Source organism: Methylosoma difficile (assembly GCF_054657615.1).
The window spans coordinates 551,815-568,791 of record NZ_BAAHYJ010000002.1 but is presented as its reverse complement, the minus strand read 5'-3'; the positions used below and the strand labels follow the sequence as shown (position 1 = coordinate 568,791).

Below are 16,977 nucleotides of genomic sequence, written 5' to 3'. Positions count from 1 at the left end.
GTACCATCGAAGTCCTCAGCAAACCGCAACAAGGAGCCACTTTTATGTTTAGCTTGCCCTTTTCGCAGGGTGTGTAGTTGATCTTCGGCTGCCATTATCCTTCTTTTATTGTTGGGTACGCGGTAAGTTATATGCGTTAAAATTGTCTGACGGCAATCTGCCTCGTACTCTTCCGAAGCAACTAAACATGCAAATAAAACCACTGGCCTGCCTGCACGAAATGGATAGCGTAGCTTGGAACACCTTAGCAGGCAGCGGCTACCCTTTTTTACGCCACGAATTTCTGTCGGCCTTGGAACAATCGGGTTGTGTGGGTGGAAAAACCGGTTGGTTGCCACAGCATATCACCGTTTGGGAGGGTGAAACCTTGGTTGCGGTGATGCCAATGTACCGCAAAAGCCATTCTTCTGGTGAATATGTCTTCGATCACGCCTGGGCGAATTTTTACCACCAAAACGCTGTGGCTTATTACCCCAAATGGCTGACGGCGATTCCGTTTACGCCCTGCCAAGGGCCGCGTCTGGCGTGTCTGGCGGGTGTCGATGCAGCCAAAATCAACCGTGCTGTGTTTGATTTTATCCGCGCCCAAGCTGAAATTGACGGCATTTCTTCTTGGCATGGTTTGTTTCCGTTGCCAGATCAATTGGCACAATGCCAAAACTTAGGCTTAAACATCCGCGAAGGTGTGCAATTCCAATGGTTTAATCGCGGTTATCGGGATTTTTCAGATTTTCTCGATGCCATGACCGCCAGCAAACGTAAGATGATTAAACGCGAACGCCGCAAGGTCACCGAGCAAGGCATTGAATTTTTAATGCTGACCGGTGATGAAGCCAGCGATGTGCAATGGCAGGTTTTTTACCAATTTTATGCACTGACTTACCTAAAAAAATCGTCGCAACCGTATTTGAATTTGGATTTTTTCTTACGCTGCGCCGCCCGCATGGGCGAGCAAATGCGTTTGGTGTTGGCGATAAAAGACCAACGTTATGTCGGTGCGGCCTTAAGCTTTATCGGCGGTGATACGTTTTATGGGCGCTATTGGGGCTGTTACGAGGAATATAATTTTCTGCATTTTGAAGCTTGCTATTACCAAGGTTTGGATTATTGCCTAGCCAACGGTTTGCAGCGTTTTGATTCGGGCGCGCAAGGCGAACATAAAATTGCCCGAGGTTTTGAACCTGTCACCACCTATTCTGCACATTGGTTAAAAGAAGCCCGTTTTGCCAAACCCATCGCTGACTTTTTGGCGCGGGAAAAAATCGCCATACAGGATTACCGCGCCGATGCTGCACGGCATTTGCCTTTTAAAACCCCAGAAAATAAGGGTTGATAATTGAGCGCCAACTGTTACATTTGCGCTTTTACTTAAGACGAGAACTTTTATGGAATACAAAAAATACGAATGCGTCGTGTGCGGCTATATCTACGACGAAGCCTTGGGTGATCCTGATTCTGGAATCGAACCCGGTACCGTGTGGGCGGACGTGCCTGATGACTGGTTTTGTCCGGATTGCCGCGTCGGTAAAGAGGATTTTGAATTGATGGGTTAACTGGCGGCGGAGTACAAAATGGGTTTTGTACTCCCGATTAGCTTTGTTGCGCGACTGCCGTTTTAAAGCGGGCTTTGCTGAGCGCACTTTCAATGGCATGGTCCAGCATCGGCGGCGGATAGCCGCAAGGCTGATGGGATTGATACCAGTGATGGATGGTTTTAACAGCCTGCCCTTGCAATTCCGGCAGCCATTGCAAAATGTAACGGCAATCGGCATCAAACTTTTGTTGTTGCAGCCACGGGTTAAAAATTCGGAAATAGGGTTGGGCATCGCAGCCGGTGGATGCCGCCCACTGCCAGTTGCCGTTATTCACACACGGGTCGTAATCGACTAAATGTTGGGCAAAATACCGCTCGCCCCAACGCCAACTGATATGTAAATCCTTCACCAAAAACGACGCGGTTATCATTCTGACCCGGTTGTGCATAAACCCGGTCGCGTTCAATTCACGCATGCCGGCATCGACAATAGGAAAGCCGGTTTGGCCTGCGCACCAACGCTTAAACTTCTCCAAATCGTTATCCCATTGCAAATCGGCATAGTTCGGATTGAACGGCTGCCCAAACACGTGCGGAAAATGGTAGGCGATGTGGGTAAAAAAATCGCGCCAATATAATTGCCGAATTAACGGATGCGCATGTCCGAGTTGCTGACTAATGGCGTGATAAACCTCCCTGACCGAACAGGTGCCAAATTTTAAGTGCGCCGACAGCAAACTGGTGGCGGCTAAGGCCGGAAAATCGCGTTGGTTTTGATAGTCGCGGTAACGCGATAAATTGTTGATGATAGCTAGCGCTTGTCGGCGACCGCCGATGATTTTGCTTTGGACATCTGATTTCAGCGCTTCAAAATTAAAGTCGCTGGCTAGGCTTTGAAAATGTTGTCCAACCAGCGGTTGTGGCTTCGCCACCGGCAAACGTGCGGCGTTATTAAAAAACGGGGTGAAGACCTTATAAGGCGTTTGACCGTTTTTTAACGCTTGCTCCGGTTCGTTAAGCAAAGCATCGGCAAGATAGTGCAATTGGATGCCTAAACTTTCGCAAGTTTCGGCGATGGCAAAATCGCGTTGGCGGCTAAACGGAGTGTAATCACGGTTGGTAAATACGGCATCAAAACCGTATTGCTGATGCAATTGGCGAATGACTTGTTCGGCTTGGCCTGTGCGTAATGCCAGTTGGCTGCCGGCGGCTTGCAATTGTTGCTGAAGATCGTCCAGCGACTGCAACATAAACTGCAAGGCGGGTTGGCTTTGGTAAGGATGCGCCTGGATTTGCCGAGGATCGAAAATAAAACAAGGCATGACCTGCCTGGATAAGCGCAGTGCTTCGTTAAGGGCGTTGTTGTCGCTTAGGCGTAAATCGCGACGGAAAACGAACAACGCCCGTTGGTAAATAGTCACGCCAATTTATTCAATGACACCGGCATTTTGCAGTGTTTGCCGCAAGCTTTCGATGCGGCGGCGGTTAACGCCAAAATCACTGTGTCCGGTACGCGAGGCCGAACGGATGTGGATCAATTCGGCTTCGGCATCCATCACCACGTTGATGTCGTCAATAAAACGGAACACCAAGCTGGTGGCTTCGGCATGCAGGGTATCATGGGTTTCGTGGGTGATGACCATGCGCTGCTTGTCATTGATGGCCAGTTTTAAGGCTTCCCACGCTTTTTGGGGATTACCTTTGATTTCAAACGGGGCAATAAAATGCGTCTTGTCAATCAACGGCGCTTGGCTGGACACGCAATTGGGGCTTTTTAGGCACGGCGGCAACTTTTTGCTATTGGCTTCCGCCATTTCGGGTAAGGTGTTGAGTAAAGTCATCAGCAGGCAAAGTAGTAAAGGTTTAAGAGTCATAAAACACACAAAGGCAAGGATGCGTAGGCTACCAATTTGACACAATCTTGGCGGCTGTCAATTTTAAGCGCCATCCCTTACGAGAATAGTTTAAATGGCCTATAAAAACAAAATATTAAAGCATAACAAAACAGTATTGCAGACTTGTAGAATGCCTTAAGCAACTTCATTCTGTAAAACTGTCATAATATAAGCACGCATTACCCCATAGGAGTTGCCCCATGCGCCGTATTATTTTACTCTGCTTGCTTGCTTGCCCTGCGTTCGCCGACGAGGCACCGCCAAAGCTGGAGCAAGTACCTGATGTGCCTCAACCACCCTTGCCTGTCCATAGCGGTGAAAATTTGGAGCCGGACATTACCATTGTCCGACGCGGCAACCAAATCGTCCACGAGTACCGCCGCAGCGGCAGGCTCTATATGGTGAAAGTGGTACCCGATATTGGCCCCGCGTATTACTTTTTGGATACCAATGGCGACGGCAAGCTGGACATCCGCCGCAGCGATATGAATCAAGACGGCAACGTCAACCTTTGGAAAATTTTCGAATGGGATTAATCGCCCGTTAAACAGCAACCAGCAGGAAAACACATGCCCAATCCATCCAAGGCCAACACGTTAAAGGCCGATTTACTCCCACATTGGCTGGTCGTCGCCCTAGTGGCTTCGGCCTTGGTGGCGTTTATCGTTATCAGCCATGTCATGGGTGCCAGTTTGCAAGAACCTGCGCCTGAAGACCAACGCGTTTTCGCGCGTACTTTATTTTATGTCATGGGCATTATCATGATGCCCATCACCAATCTGATCCGCCATATCCAGCTGCGGCTAAACCAAACCATGCCGGGCGACAGGCCTTCAAAAATGCGTTATTTCTATACCGTGGTGGTGTCGATGGTCATGGTTGAAACCATTGGCGTATTTGGTTTTGTCATGTACATGCTGGGCGATGGCTTCAATACTTTGTATATTTTTGCCTTTATGTCGGCTTTGGGGATGTTTTTGTACCGGCCTAAACTGGCGGAATATGAAGCCATTATCGACATCAGGGAACGCCTGAAAACAGAAAGCTAAGCCCTCCCCTACCTTTGTTTTCGTTTTGAACACTTATCTATTTGTCTACGGCACATTACGCAGACATCACCCAAGCCGCCGTCAACAGCTGTTCGGTGCTGATTGGCACTGGTTGTCTTATGGCTATTTGCAGGGGCGTTTGTACGAAGTGGACAATTATCCGGGTGCGGTATTGTCTGATAATCCCGCTGAGCGGGTGGTCGGCGAAGTGTATGTGCTTGCCGACAGCAGCGTGCTGTCACGATTGGATGATTATGAAGAATGCAGCCAACGCTTTCCTGAGCCGCAAGAATATTACAGAACCCTCACCGACATCGTCTTGCTTGATAGCTCAAGTGTGACCGCGTGGGTTTATCTTTACCATTGGGATGTCAGTGGCTTGATGCCTATTGCCGGTGGTGATTATTTGGCTTGGCAAAATGGTGGTTCCTAAGCCAATCAATAAATTGTGCTGCGCTGGCAAAAGCCAAGCGCAGCAATACTTGCCGTTAACCTAACTTAACCAACCGCCCTTCCGCTGCCGATTGCAAAGCCGCCACAATAATTTGGCAATTGGCTTTGGCATCGTCCAACGATAGCAACGGCGCGGTATCGTTCAGCACATTCGCGCTAAATTGTTCAATCTCCAAACGGAAGTGGTTGGCTGCAGGCAAACGCTCTTCGCATTGCTGGCCCGCTTCAGTCCACAAAGAAATCACCGGCACATCGCCTGGCAATTGCCAAACCACATGACATTTGATGCCGCCTTGCGTACCGATGATTTCGTACTCGCAACGGCGCGCCCGCTCAAAGCTAAAATCAAAATGCGCGTATTTGCCGTCGCCAAAATCGATGATGCCGCTGGTGGCGACATCCGCACCGCTAGGTACGTATTTACTGATGGCGGTAACAGCCAAGGCTGGTTGTGGAAAAATAAGCCGTGCCGAATGGATGGCATAGCAGCCAATATCCCACATGGCGCCGCCACCGTGTGCCACACTTTCCGCCAAACGGTAAATTCGCGCCGGACGCATCATAAATGAATAGCTGGCCCGCACCGAACGCACTTCACCGATAACGCCCGATCCGATCAATTCCAAAACACGTGCGTGTTGCGGATGGAAACGGTACATAAAACCTTCCATCACTTTGACCTGATGTTGCTGCGCGGCCTGTTCTATTTGTTCAATATCCGCCACTGTCAACGCCATTGGCTTTTCGCACAGCACATGTTTGCCGTGTTCGATGGCGCGCAATGCCCATTCGGCGTGTTCGTGGTTGGCAACCGGCACATAGACGGCATCGACATTGGGGTCGGTCAGTACCGCTTCCAGGCTGTCGTAGCAAGCTACATTTTGTTGGTTGGCGCCATATTTCGCCAAAGTTTCCGCCGCCGCTCCGACGCGACGACTGCCAACCGCAACCAATTGGGCGTTGTCGGCTTCGACAATGGCAGGCATGAGCCGTTCGTTAATGCGGGCCGCGCCTAAAATGCCCCAGCGCAATTTTTGTTGAGTTTCCATGTTTCACCTAAATTCATTATGACAGACCATAAAAAATCCCCCGTCCGTGTCCGCTTTTCCGGCACAAACGGGGGATTTGCCAATACGGGTTGAGCCGCGCTTATTCTAAGTTGGCGTGGCGTTCGCGCATGATTTCTTCGGGGATGCCTTTCTCGTGGATCAGATGCGAAATGTACGCTTCCAAGAACAATAAGGTGGACAATTCAAACACCGTTCCCATCGGCATGCCTTCGACTTTGCTGTATTGGCTAGGTACGCCAATTTGCAAGACATTGTCCGCCATATCGCCAATGGTTGAATTGGCTTTCGTTGAAATCAAGACAATATCGGCACGCACTTCGCGGGCTTTTTTGGTGAAAGCGATCAATTGCTCGGTTTCGCCCGAACCGGAAATGATGATGAGCAAGTCGCCGCGTTTAATGCTGGGCGTCACAATTTCGCCAACAACACTGACGGTATAGCCGCTGTGCATGAGGCGCATGGCGAAGAATTTGGCGATTTGCCCTGAACGGCCGGCACCGGTGACAAAAACGCGGCCTGCGCGATCCAGCATACGCGTCAAGATGACGGGATAGTAGTCGTTGGTTTCTGACAAAATGCTGGTGATTTTATTGACGACCATTTGTTGGTGGGTGTTTTTGCCATCGGCAATGTCGCGGATTTTTTTCGCTGCTTCAGCAGGGCAAGGTGCGCCGTAAATGGCTGCGCCGACGACAATAATATGGGCACCGGCTTCGACCACTTGTTTGACAGTCGATGGCTTGATGCCACCGGCAACCGATACGCGCATTTTCAAGCCCAGCTCAGCAATGGCCTGCAAATCGGCAAAAGGTGTTTGTCCAGCCGCTTGTGCATCCAAACCGGTATGGACACCAATGATATTCGCGCCCAGTTCGGCAGCTGCGCGCGCACAGGCCAATTTGTCGGGTACGTTGATTAAGTCAATTTGCGCTTCGGCTTTATGGGCTTTGGCGGCTTTAACCACGCCTTCGATGGTCGCCAAACCGGAAACGCCCAATACGGTACAAATATCGGCACCGGCGGCGTAAAACGGTGTGGCTTCGTATTCGCCCGCATCCATGGTTTTCAGGTCAACCAAGATCAGCTTTTCCGGAAACTTAGCGCGTAAGGCCTTAACAATTTCAACACCGTTAAATTTGATGCACGGTGTACCTACTTCAAAAATATCAACATAAGGTGCGGTTTTTTCTGCGAGGCTGAGGGTTTGGTCAAAATCCAACGAATCCAACGCTAACTGTATCAATGCTCTTGCCATGTGCTATCTCCCGTATAATTTTTATATTATCACTCAATCGTTGAACTCTAAAACAGCTGGGGGCGGATGTCAATTTGGTGGCTGGCTTGCGCCTGACAAATCACAATTCCCGCAGCACTTGCAACGGTGGTTTTGATAAAACACCGCGCAAACCCAACAATCCGGCGATGCCCACCAAAACCGCAGCGCCAAATGGCACAATGGCCCAAAGCGCGTAAACAGGGTGATAGTCCAAGCTGAGTACGCGTGTATACAAGACATACAACAAGGTTTCAGAAAGGATGACCGATAACCCGCCCGCCAATAAGCCCAAGACGCCGTATTCGATCAGATGCGCGTTTTGCAGCAACCGGCGGTTAGCGCCCAAAGTCCGCATCAGCGCACCTTCGTAGATGCGTTGGTCGAGGGTTGACAGCAAGGCCGCAAACAGCACCGTGAAACCCGCCATCAAGGCAAAATACAATAAGTAATTGATAGCTTGAGTCAGCTGGCTAAGCAGCGTTTTAAATTGTTGCAACAAGGCATCCACTTCCAGCAACGTCACGGCGGGGAATTGCTTGACCAAGCCATTCAACTGGTTTTTATCCGCTGCCGGCAGATAGAAACTGGTCAGATAAGTACTGGGGAACGCATCCAACGTGCCAGGCGAGAAAATCATGTAAAAATTTGGCTTCATCGTTCCCCATTGCAGGGCGCGGATGCTGGTGACGGTCGCCTCCAGTTGTTCGCTGCCCAGCGTAAAGGTCAGCTTGTCGCCCAATTTGATTTTCAGGCTTTCCGCCAATTTTTGTTCCACCGACACCTGTCCGGCTTGCGGGCTTGTCCACCAAATGCCTTGGCTCAGGCTGTTTTCTTCAGGCAATGTTTGCGACCACGTTAGGCTCAGTTCGCGGTGGGTTGCCCCTTCGCCTTGGCTGTCTTTGCTGACCACTTTTTGCACCGGTATGGCGTTGATAGCCACCAAGCGGCCTCGGCTGACCGGATAAAAACGGCTGCTGCGGATATTGCCCGCCTGCAAAGCTTGTTGGAAGGCGGCTTGTTGGTCGGGAAAAATATTGAGCGCGAAATGGTTGGGCGCATTTTCCGGCAATTGTTTTTGCCAGTTATCGAGCAAATCGTTGCGGACGTTATAGCTCAGCAACATAGCCACCAAGGTGATGCTGAACGCCAAAATTTGGCTAACGCTAGCGGTCCGGTTTCTGGACAAGCCTTGCAAACCAAACCGCCAGCTCAGGCTGAGTTTGGGCAGTAGCGGCTGGATCAACCCCAGCAACGCATAAACCAATGCCCCCAAAAGCAACCAACACACCAATCCCACGCCTAAAATGGTTGAGGTCATTTTTAAGTCGTGGGTGGCTTGCCAAACCAAAATACCCACGATGCTGATCGCCAAACCGTAGACCAGCCATGCACTGCTTGGTAAAGGCTCCAACTCGCGGCGCAGGACGCGCAACGGCGACACTTGTTTTAAGCGCAATAACGGCGGCAATGCAAAACCCAACAATACCGCCATGCCGATCACCGCGCCGAACAATAAGGCTACGGGGCTGGGATTGGCGACGTGTTGCGGTAACAGCGGCTTTAACAGATGGAACAAACCGGCTTGCGCCAACCAACCTAAACCACAGCCGACAACACTGGCCAGCAAACCCAAGACGATAAATTGGCTGCCATACAAAAACAAGATTTCCTGTTGCTGGCAGCCCAAGCAACGCAACAAAGCCGTGGCGTTGAAATGCCGTTCGCTGTAGCGGCGGGCCGCCATAGCAATCGCCACACCCGCCAATAAAATGACGACAATGCTCGATAGGCTTAAATAACGTTCGGCACGCTCGATGCCCAAACCAATTTCGGGGCGGTCTTGGCGAATATCCAATAAGCGTTGCGAAGGGTTAAGCTGCGGCTTAAGCCATTGGCTGTATGCCTGCAAAGCCTGTTCTGTACCCGTAAATTGGGCAAAATAATGGACATGGCTGCCGGGTTGGATCACCTGGGTTGCCGCCAAATCGGCATCATTCATCATGACACGCGGTGAGAAACTAAAGAAATCGCCTTGTTTGTCGGGTTCGTAAGTCAGGATGCGGGTAACCTGCAAGGCTTTTTCGCCCACCGTCAAACGGTCGCCTAAGTTAAGTTTTAGTGCTGATAAGATGCGTTTTTCTACCCACACCGTACCGGCAGGTGGGCCTTGTGCGCTTTGGGTTTCGTTGGCGTAATCGCTTTCGGTGGTTTTTAGCTGCCCGCGTAACGGATAGGCTTCAGTGACGGCTTTAACGCTCGCCAACAGAATTTCGTCGTGTTCCATTAAAACGCTTGAAAACTCGGTAGTGCGGGCTTGTTTAAGCTGCCATTCTACGGCTTTTGCCAGCCAAGCGTTGGGGATGGACGCACTGCTGCTGACCGCCAGATCGCCCGCCAAAAACTCGGCGGATTGCGTCATCATGGTTTGTTGCAGACGGTCGGCAAACAACGCAACGGCGCTGGCGCTGGTGACGGCAATAATCAAGGCGGTAATTAATAGGCCCAGTTCGCCGGAGCGGCTATCCCGCCACAATAACCGTAAGGCTAAATTAAAACGCTTCATACCATGCACCCGGCTGACAAGCGCAGTGTGCGTTGGCAACGTGCCGCCAATCCGGCATCGTGGGTGACTAAAATCAGCGTGGTGTGATTTTCTTGGTTGAGTTCGAACAGCAAATCAATAATGGTCGCACCGGTTTTGCTATCGAGGTTGCCGGTGGGTTCGTCTGCAAACAAAATTGCGGGGCGGGTGACAAATGCTCTGGCTAAAGCCACGCGTTGCTGTTCGCCGCCGGACAATTGTTTGGGTGTGTGGGTTAGCCGATGCGCCAAGCCTACGCGCTGCAACAGCGCCGCCGCCATGGCCTTAGCCTGCGGATTGCCGCTTAATTCCAAAGGCAACATGACGTTTTCCAAAGCCGTCAAGCCCGGCAGCAATTGGAACGATTGGAAGACAAAACCAATCAGGGCGTTCCGTAACGCTGCCCGACCGTCTTCATTCATCGCCGTCAATGATTGGCCTTGTATGTGGATGCTGCCGGATGTGGGTGTATCCAATCCTGCCAATAAGCTGATGAGCGTGGATTTTCCTGAGCCTGATTCGCCAATAATGGCAAGGCTTTCACCCGCTTTTATGGTGAGATTGATGGCCGATAGGATATTGAGCGTGCCATCGGAAGTCTGCACCGCTTTGCCCAGACTTTCTGTTACTATAATGTTATTTAAATCATCTTCTTGAAGGCGCATAATGTCGAGATTTTTAGCTGTTGTGATAATTTCGTTATTGCCAATGTGTGCTTTTGGGCAATCGACCATTGTTGTTTTGGGCGACAGCATCAGCGCGGGTTATGGCATGGAGGTAGACCAAGGTTGGGTGGCCTTGTTGCAAGACCGCCTGCAAGTTTCAAACAGCCCTTACCGCCTTAGCAATGCCAGTATTAGCGGCGAAACCAGCGCTGGAGGTTTGGCGCGCCTGGATCATATCTTGGCGGCACAAAAACCAGCTTGGGTTTTAATAGAACTCGGTGCCAACGATGGTTTGCGTGGCCTTTCACCGGTCGCGCTAAAAAGTAACCTGACCATCATGATTGACCGCATCCGCACCGCTGGCGGTAAAGTCATGTTGTTGGGTATGAAAATCCCGCCCAATTACGGCAAACGCTATATTGAGCTGTTCTACAATGTTTATCCACAATTATCCCAAGAACTTAATGTGCCATTGGTGCCGTTTATGCTCGACAAAGTCGCCCTTAACCCCGAATTGATGCAAGCGGATGGCCTTCATCCGAATGCAAAGGCACAATCCATTATTGCCGACACTATCCAATCTACCCTTTTTCCTTTACTTAACCATTGAGAACCGCCCATGTCCGTACTAACGCTCAAACAAGCCAACCATATCATCAACACCGCCATCCACGTTGCCAGAGAGTTGAACATGGCGCCGATTACCGTCGTTGTCTTGGATAACGCCGGACATCTTAAAGCTTTGCAACGTGAAGACGGTGCCAGCATGATCCGCCAAAAAATCGCCACGGCAAAAGCGTGGGGTGCGGTCAATATGGGCGTGTCTTCACGCAGTTTGGCAGCCGTCGCGGAACAACGCCCTGATTTTATGAATGCCTTGATTGATGTCGCCGAAGGCAAAATTATGCCGGTTCCTGGCGGCGTGTTAATCCGCGATGCCGACAATAATTTGATTGGCGCAGTCGGCATTAGCGGTGACAAATCCGACCAAGACGAACGTTGTGCCATTGCCGGTATTGAAGCAGTTGGCTATTTCGCCAGCGTCTAAGCCATGCCCGCCGCCCGCTTTGACCTGACCCGCACCCTGCTCGCCATCTTGGCCTTGTGCGGGTTGGCGGGCGGATCCCTCTGGATCATCTCACCTTTTATTCCCGCACTGCTTTGGGCCGCAATGATCGTGGTTGCCACATGGCCCTTATTGATCGGCGTACAAAACAAGCTGCAAAATAAGCGTGGCCTTGCTGTAGCAGTGATGACCGGTGCGCTGCTGCTGATTTTTGTCATCCCTTTTACCCTCGCCATCGGCACCATTGCCGACAATATTGACCAGATCAGTGAATGGGTAAAAGCCTTAACCAGTTTGCAAATTCCTGCGATTGCCCCACCATGGTTGCAAGACTTGCCTTTGATAGGCGACACCATTGGCGAAGCTTGGCATAAGTACATGAGTATCAACAGTACGGGCCTGACCCAAAAAATCAGCCCGTATGTCAGCAAAACCGCCCAATGGTTTATTAAAGAAGTCGGTAACTTTGGCTTATTGACGATGCAATTTTTGCTGACGATTTTGATGTCTGCGTTGTTATACGCACAAGGCGAAAACGTTAAAAGTGCGGTGTTGGCATTTGGTCGGCGCTTGGCTGGTGATGCTGGCGAACAATCCATGCTGCTGGCGGCACAAGCCATCCGAGGCGTGGCGTTGGGTGTGGTGGTGACGGCTTTAGTACAATCCAGCTTGGCGGCGGTCGGCCTGTTTGCAGCGGGCATTCCTTTTGCCGCCATTTTAACAGCGCTTACATTCATGCTCACGCTGGCACAATTGGGCACTTTGTTTGTGTTGTTTCCTGCGGTGGCTTGGTTGTATTGGTCGGGCGACACCACATGGGGTTCGGTGTTGTTGGTTTGGTCTATTTTCGTCAGCTCCATCGACAACGTCATCCGCCCCATTCTCATCAAAAAAGGCGCAGATTTGCCATTATTACTGATTTTTGCCGGTGTCATCGGCGGCATGATCGAATTGGGTTTGGTTGGTATTTTTATTGGCCCGGTATTATTGGCTGTGACCTACACGTTGCTTGCCGCTTGGATTGCTGAACAACCTGAATAGCGGAAATCACCCACTTCATTTACAGAAAAAGCCGTTAACATCCGCTAAAATGTCCGGCTTTCTTTTAACCACTCACTCAATATAAAAAATACGGGGAATTTATGTGCTGGAGCGGTGAAGCTTCAACAGTACTGGCAACCGTGGGCTTATCCAGTACCGTTTATTTTTATTATAAAAAACATCCGCCTGCCATTTGCGCGGCCTTGGGGTTTTTCTCATTGATGGAAGCCTTGCAGGCTTACACCTACACGGTGATAGACGATTGCAGCAATCCCGGCAACCAGATTGCCACCCTATTGGGCTATCTACATATTGCTTTCCAACCTTTTTTCATCAACGCGGTATCGCTGCATTTTATCCCTGAACAGGTCAAAAATAAGCTCACCGGCGTGGTTTACAGCGTGTGCTTTTTAGCGACCGTCTGCTTGTTGCTGCGATTGTATCCGTTCGATTGGGCGCCCGCTTGTTACGAAGTAAAAAGCAAGCTGGTTTTATTCGGCGATTATTTTGATTCATTCACCGTACCGTTTTGCGGCAAGCGGGTGTGCTCCATTTCAGGGGATTGGCATATCGCTTGGGAAATTCCGGCAACTGCCAATTTGCTGCTGTACAACATGTATCTTGTTGCCGCTTTTGTGATGCCGGTTCTGTATGGTTCTTGGAAGTTGACCATTTACCATATTATGACTGGGCCATTCCTTGCGTTTTTAACCACCAAAAACCCGAATGAATGGGCCGCCGTTTGGTGTTTGTATTCCATTGGTTTGTTATTGTTGCTATTGAAAACGCCCATCCATAAATACTTGCATGTGCGGGCGTGGTTCTTATGGCGGTTGCTTAAAATAGGCTCGTAAATCTACAGACCCATTTCATATAACCACTTAATGGACACATAAACCGTCATCAATACACCCAACAGATACGCGATATAAACGACCGGACGATCAACAAAAGCTTGCCAGATGGTTGAGTGTTGTCCGGCTTGTTTGCGCTGCAAATAGGCTTGCCGCTGACTTATATAACGCTGTTGTTGATAATCCGACAACAACATTTGCGCCTTTGTTAAATCCGTATCGTCCTTAAGCCAAATGGCAGGCATTGATACCCCCCAATTGCCAGCCGTGGTCTCATAAAAGTCGATTCCTTCTGCCGTTAAGAGATCACGGACTTCTAATGCTTCATCTTCGGGTACACCGCGCAGGTGAAATATTAATTTGCTCATTGTGCTGTTTGGTAAAAATTAAGTGCCTATCTTGGGATTTATTTATTGTCTATGCTGGATATTTTAATAAATGTCACATAGACTTTCTAAAAATGTTTTTTATTTAATGGGTTAGGATCAGAGGGAAAATAAATGAAAGGTTTTTCACCGCTCAAAATCATGTGGATACTGATGGTATCCGTTTTGTTATTACACAAGCCGTCTGATGCGTTGGCGGTCGTGCAAGAAATTAGGCTGTCAACGGCAATGCCTAGCAACTGGTTTACCACCAATACCGCCGCACTTCCCAAGGGTATGAGCCAACATGCCTTCATAAGCCCCAGTAATCGTGCAGACGTTGGCTACTCGGTTTACCTGCCGCCCGGCTATACAACCAACACAACCAAAAGATACCCGGTTGTTTATTGGCTGCACGGGGCGGGCGGCAATGAAATAATGGCTTCTTGGCTGGCAGAGTTAGTTGACCCCGCTATATCGGCCAAAACAATACCGCCGATGATTATCGTTTTTCCAAACGCGGGCGGCAGGTCTATGTGGTGCAATTCGTTCGACAGATCCATGCTCGCCGAGACGATGGTTATTAATGAGCTTATCCCCTTAATCGACAGCAAATACCGCACCATCAAAAACCGTTCAGGCCGCTTTTTGCAGGGTTTTTCAATGGGCGGGTTCGGTTCGGCCCGGTTTTTGTTTAAATATCCGCAAATGTTTAGCTCAGCTATTACCTATGGTGCGCCTTACAACACGAAAACCAGTATTGTTGGCACAGCCGAATACACAACCGCTTTTGGCAATAACATTAACTATTTTACCGCTAACAGCCCTTATACATTAGCTAATGGTTATAGCAAACGGACTGACAAAAACCTTTACCCGGTGCGTATCCGCGTTGTTGCCGGTACCGATGACCCGCAACTTAACTTAAGCACACTTTACAAAAACGTGCTTATCCAATTGAAAATTTCCACCCAATATTTGGAAGTGGCGGCCGTGGCCCACGATTCACAAGCCTATTACGATGCCATAGGCATTGATGGTTTTAATTTCCATTAACGGATGCACCGCTAGCAAGCTTTAATGGCTTGCTAGCCAGTTCCCTCGCCTATCAATATTCCCTTAACAAAACATCACAAACCAAGCGCATTTTTTTGACCACCGCTTGCAAAAATAAGCTGCTTTGAACAGCTTGCCTCAATCTGACAATTAATTTTCGTTCAATTAAATAACGGCTTAATTTGGGCTTTTTCCAAGCAACGGATTTACCTTGGAGTTTTTCTAGTGCCTGCCAGAGCGTTTCAGGCGGATAACCTAACAACCTCAAATCTTCGGGATTAATATCAGCGATCATGTTTTTCATCATGGACAATTTGTTAGGATCAGCCTGTAATTCTTCGGCCCATTTGTCTAACGAACTTAATGACGGCCTAACGAATTTACCAACCCCTAATGGATCGCCCAAGCCTTGGCTTAGATTATTTTCACCATAATTGATGCAACTAGGCTCAAAGGGTATTTCCAAATAATCACAAAGTTTTGCAACCACCGCATCAGGATCAGCCACCAAGTCTTCATAACGGATGGCGCAAAAATTACCGGCTTCTTGCCGAATAAAATGGGCCATTGCGGGTATGTACCGCGATAAAATCGGGTCATGGGCTTGGGTAACTTGCCAATCACCATCAAAAAAAGAATTGGCAAACGATGAGAAAATAGCGGCGGGATGACGGCTTAAAACAATGTATTTGGCATCAGGGTAAAGCTTGGTAATAAAAGGCAAAATAGTGGCATATTCGGGCGTTTTATCAAGGCAAATCAGTTTGTTGGGATACGCTGAGAGGTAAGCGTTATAAAGTGTGTCGCAATAAGCTCTGCAAGCAAGCCAATAGTCTTGTTCCTGGTTCGGCAAATACGCAATAAAATCTTTTTGTCCAATAGCGGCAACAATGTGGTCAAACGGCGCTTTGTCTACGTTACGCCAAACGCCAAGATGTGCTAAAGGCGTTAACAAATGCGGCTCGCTACCGCCTTGAATGAGCGAATGTGCAGATAATATCCGTTCTAGCAAAGTCGTACCTGAACGCGGTGCGCCAATTAAAAAAAGCATTTTCATAACAGATTCACCTGTAAGTATTTGCGGTTATTTGCCTAACGCAGCGGCAATAAATTTAAAACTGCCAAAATCATCATGTTCATAATATTCAATGGGATTATGTTTTACATCATTCAATACTTGATAATTATGCGTAATTGACAAGCTTGTCAGTAAATCATGCATTTTGTCATTAAATGGGCGGGTAAAATCAGCATCACCAATCACTAACCTAATATTTTCATGATATTTTTTTAATTCATCACGATTTTTTGCACACCAATAAACTGGAGTATTCACTTGTAAAAAATTAAAATCATTATTAAAAATACTTTTGAAAGTATGGCCTTCATGACGTACAGGGAGATTATCCTTATCAATAAAAGCACCACCTAATGTTTCTACCGCCACAAATTTTTCGGGGTATTTGCAATAAAATTTCAAAGCCCCAAAACCACCCATAGAAAAACCAATTAAGGCGCGGTTTTCACGATTAGCCAAAGTGCGGTATTGCTTATCAATAAATGGTAACAGTTCGTTGATAATCATCGATTCAACTTTTACACCACCATCAAAAGCATCCGTGTAAAAATTATCAACACCGCCATTTGGAAATACCATAATGGTTTCTTTTAAAATACCTTGTGCGATTGCGTCATTTAAATATTTGGCAAGATAAGCTCCGCGTGATTCATTACCCGTTTTACCATGCAGCCAATAAATCACCGGATAATGCTGGTTGCCCGCTGCATAAGACGGTGGCAAATAGATACTATAACCAACAGGCTGGCCTATCGCTTGGCTATCAAACTGAAAGTGTCCAACATTTTCAGAACCAGGACGATGGTCAGGGGAATTAACCCACTGAGTGGATAAAGTGGAACCGCCATCAGTGTTGTGACGATTCGATTGCCAAGCAGGTGTACCCTGTCTTGCCTGTCGAAATTGACCTAATCTATCTGGCGGTTGTGCGTTTGCAAAACAAAAACCAGCAAAATAAAAGCATAAACATAAAATATAAGGGCGCATAAATACC

Annotated in this window: 19 protein-coding genes; 10 read left to right on the top strand and 9 right to left on the bottom strand. The window is 48.7% G+C overall.

The window, feature by feature from the left end; translation table 11 throughout:
• Window positions 1–187: 187 nt before the first annotated feature.
• Entirely contained in the window at window positions 188–1,333 is a 1,146-nt protein-coding gene (locus tag ACYQ1O_RS08090; RefSeq protein ID WP_459991157.1) for a GNAT family N-acetyltransferase, read from the top strand.
• Window positions 1,334–1,385: 52 nt separating this feature from the next.
• Window positions 1,386–1,553 carry a rubredoxin gene (locus ACYQ1O_RS08085; protein ID WP_459991156.1) on the top strand — a complete coding sequence of 56 codons (168 nt, stop codon included), beginning with the start codon at window positions 1,386–1,388 and terminating at the stop codon, window positions 1,551–1,553.
• Between the two features lie 37 nt (window positions 1,554–1,590).
• On the opposite strand, the gene ACYQ1O_RS08080 is transcribed toward ACYQ1O_RS08085, so the two are convergent.
• Window positions 1,591–2,955: a cryptochrome/photolyase family protein gene (locus ACYQ1O_RS08080; protein WP_459991155.1), complete on the bottom strand. Its 1,365-nt coding sequence runs from the start codon at window positions 2,953–2,955 to the stop codon at window positions 1,591–1,593.
• A gap of 6 nt (window positions 2,956–2,961) precedes the next feature.
• Entirely contained in the window at window positions 2,962–3,408 is a 447-nt protein-coding gene (locus ACYQ1O_RS08075) for a DUF1499 domain-containing protein (RefSeq protein WP_459991154.1), read from the bottom strand.
• 221 nt (window positions 3,409–3,629) lie between these two features.
• Between ACYQ1O_RS08075 and ACYQ1O_RS08070 the strand changes: the two genes are divergently transcribed.
• The 3 genes from ACYQ1O_RS08070 to ACYQ1O_RS08060 are packed head-to-tail and all read left to right on the top strand — an operon-like array spanning window position 3,630 to window position 4,911.
• The gene (locus ACYQ1O_RS08070; RefSeq protein WP_459991153.1) at window positions 3,630–3,965 is read left to right on the top strand and encodes a DUF2782 domain-containing protein; all 336 of its coding nucleotides are present in this window, start codon (window positions 3,630–3,632) and stop codon (window positions 3,963–3,965) included.
• Between the two features lie 33 nt (window positions 3,966–3,998).
• Window positions 3,999–4,478 (top strand): hypothetical protein, encoded by a 480-nt coding sequence (locus ACYQ1O_RS08065; protein ID WP_459991152.1) that lies wholly within the window; start codon window positions 3,999–4,001, stop codon window positions 4,476–4,478.
• 25 nt (window positions 4,479–4,503) lie between these two features.
• Window positions 4,504–4,911 carry a gamma-glutamylcyclotransferase family protein gene (locus tag ACYQ1O_RS08060; RefSeq protein WP_459991151.1) on the top strand — a complete coding sequence of 136 codons (408 nt, stop codon included), beginning with the start codon at window positions 4,504–4,506 and terminating at the stop codon, window positions 4,909–4,911.
• Window positions 4,912–4,966: 55 nt separating this feature from the next.
• Here the strand turns inward: ACYQ1O_RS08060 and ACYQ1O_RS08055 are convergent, their stop codons facing one another.
• From ACYQ1O_RS08055 to ACYQ1O_RS08040, 4 genes are all read right to left on the bottom strand, one after another.
• Window positions 4,967–5,980 carry a Gfo/Idh/MocA family protein gene (locus tag ACYQ1O_RS08055; protein ID WP_459991150.1) on the bottom strand — a complete coding sequence of 338 codons (1,014 nt, stop codon included), beginning with the start codon at window positions 5,978–5,980 and terminating at the stop codon, window positions 4,967–4,969.
• Between the two features lie 100 nt (window positions 5,981–6,080).
• On the bottom strand, window positions 6,081–7,256 hold the full coding sequence (gene hxlAB / locus ACYQ1O_RS08050; RefSeq protein WP_459991149.1) for a bifunctional 3-hexulose-6-phosphate synthase/6-phospho-3-hexuloisomerase: 1,176 nt from the start codon (window positions 7,254–7,256) through the stop codon (window positions 6,081–6,083).
• A gap of 100 nt (window positions 7,257–7,356) precedes the next feature.
• On the bottom strand, window positions 7,357–9,840 hold the full coding sequence (locus tag ACYQ1O_RS08045; protein ID WP_459991148.1) for an ABC transporter permease: 2,484 nt from the start codon (window positions 9,838–9,840) through the stop codon (window positions 7,357–7,359).
• On the bottom strand, window positions 9,837–10,523 hold the full coding sequence (locus ACYQ1O_RS08040; protein ID WP_459991147.1) for an ABC transporter ATP-binding protein: 687 nt from the start codon (window positions 10,521–10,523) through the stop codon (window positions 9,837–9,839). The genes ACYQ1O_RS08045 and ACYQ1O_RS08040 overlap by 4 nt, the downstream gene beginning before the upstream one ends.
• 1 nt (window position 10,524) lies before the next feature.
• On the opposite strand from ACYQ1O_RS08040, the gene ACYQ1O_RS08035 reads away from it, so the two are divergent.
• The 4 genes from ACYQ1O_RS08035 (at window position 10,525) to ACYQ1O_RS08020 (ending at window position 13,484) form a co-directional block, all read left to right on the top strand.
• The gene (locus ACYQ1O_RS08035) at window positions 10,525–11,133 is read left to right on the top strand and encodes an arylesterase (protein ID WP_459991146.1); all 609 of its coding nucleotides are present in this window, start codon (window positions 10,525–10,527) and stop codon (window positions 11,131–11,133) included.
• Between the two features lie 9 nt (window positions 11,134–11,142).
• On the top strand, window positions 11,143–11,571 hold the full coding sequence (locus ACYQ1O_RS08030) for a GlcG/HbpS family heme-binding protein (RefSeq protein WP_459991145.1): 429 nt from the start codon (window positions 11,143–11,145) through the stop codon (window positions 11,569–11,571).
• Between the two features lie 3 nt (window positions 11,572–11,574).
• Window positions 11,575–12,630, top strand: a complete 1,056-nt coding sequence (gene ydiK, locus ACYQ1O_RS08025; RefSeq protein ID WP_459991144.1) for an AI-2E family transporter YdiK — start codon at window positions 11,575–11,577, stop codon at window positions 12,628–12,630.
• 101 nt (window positions 12,631–12,731) lie between these two features.
• Window positions 12,732–13,484, top strand: a complete 753-nt coding sequence (locus ACYQ1O_RS08020) for a DUF5765 domain-containing protein (RefSeq protein WP_459991143.1) — start codon at window positions 12,732–12,734, stop codon at window positions 13,482–13,484.
• A 2-nt stretch (window positions 13,485–13,486) separates the two neighbouring features.
• Here the strand turns inward: ACYQ1O_RS08020 and ACYQ1O_RS08015 are convergent, their stop codons facing one another.
• A complete protein-coding gene (locus ACYQ1O_RS08015; RefSeq protein ID WP_459991142.1) occupies window positions 13,487–13,852 on the bottom strand; it encodes a DUF6164 family protein in 366 nt (121 codons plus the stop codon).
• Between the two features lie 132 nt (window positions 13,853–13,984).
• Here ACYQ1O_RS08015 and ACYQ1O_RS08010 point away from each other — a divergent pair, with 132 nt between their 5' ends.
• On the top strand, window positions 13,985–14,905 hold the full coding sequence (locus ACYQ1O_RS08010) for an alpha/beta hydrolase (RefSeq protein WP_459991141.1): 921 nt from the start codon (window positions 13,985–13,987) through the stop codon (window positions 14,903–14,905).
• A gap of 52 nt (window positions 14,906–14,957) precedes the next feature.
• On the opposite strand, the gene ACYQ1O_RS08005 is transcribed toward ACYQ1O_RS08010, so the two are convergent.
• Together ACYQ1O_RS08005 and ACYQ1O_RS08000 are read right to left on the bottom strand one after the other, a co-directional pair.
• The gene (locus ACYQ1O_RS08005; RefSeq protein WP_459991140.1) at window positions 14,958–15,962 is read right to left on the bottom strand and encodes a sulfotransferase family protein; all 1,005 of its coding nucleotides are present in this window, start codon (window positions 15,960–15,962) and stop codon (window positions 14,958–14,960) included.
• A gap of 27 nt (window positions 15,963–15,989) precedes the next feature.
• Window positions 15,990–16,970 carry an alpha/beta hydrolase gene (locus ACYQ1O_RS08000; RefSeq protein ID WP_459991139.1) on the bottom strand — a complete coding sequence of 327 codons (981 nt, stop codon included), beginning with the start codon at window positions 16,968–16,970 and terminating at the stop codon, window positions 15,990–15,992.
• Between the last annotated feature and the right edge of the window lie 7 nt (window positions 16,971–16,977).